At 73.6% G+C, this 265-nt stretch carries 1 protein-coding gene; it reads right to left on the bottom strand.

Features of this window, described 5'->3' with window-relative positions:
* A partial coding sequence (locus tag C1X29_RS29975) for a hypothetical protein (RefSeq protein WP_256584426.1) occupies positions 1 to 265 on the bottom strand: 265 nt, incomplete at both ends.

The following is a 265-nucleotide window of genomic DNA, read 5'->3' as shown; positions in this document are numbered from 1 at the left end:
GCTTCACGGCGCCCTGGGCCGTGATCGGGGAGTTCGGGAACGGCCGGAACGCGTGGGTCAGCACGTCGCCGGGCCGCAGCATGGCCAGCACCGCCTCGTAGCTCGGCGGCGGCTCGTCGATATGGGCCATCAGCGGCAGGCCGGTCTCCTCGGCGACCTGCAGCGCGATGTCGAGCGGCGCGGTGCCCTGGTCGCCCGAGGCGTGGCGCCCGACCCGGACCTTGATGCCGACGATCACGTCCCGGTTGGCGTCGGCGACCTCGAC

This window comes from Pseudomonas sp. GW456-12-10-14-LB2 (assembly GCF_002884345.1).
Lineage (GTDB): Bacteria > Pseudomonadota > Gammaproteobacteria > Pseudomonadales > Pseudomonadaceae > Aquipseudomonas > Aquipseudomonas paraglycinae.
The sequence above is the reverse complement of the archived record's forward strand: the minus strand, read 5'-3'. Positions and strand labels throughout refer to the sequence as shown.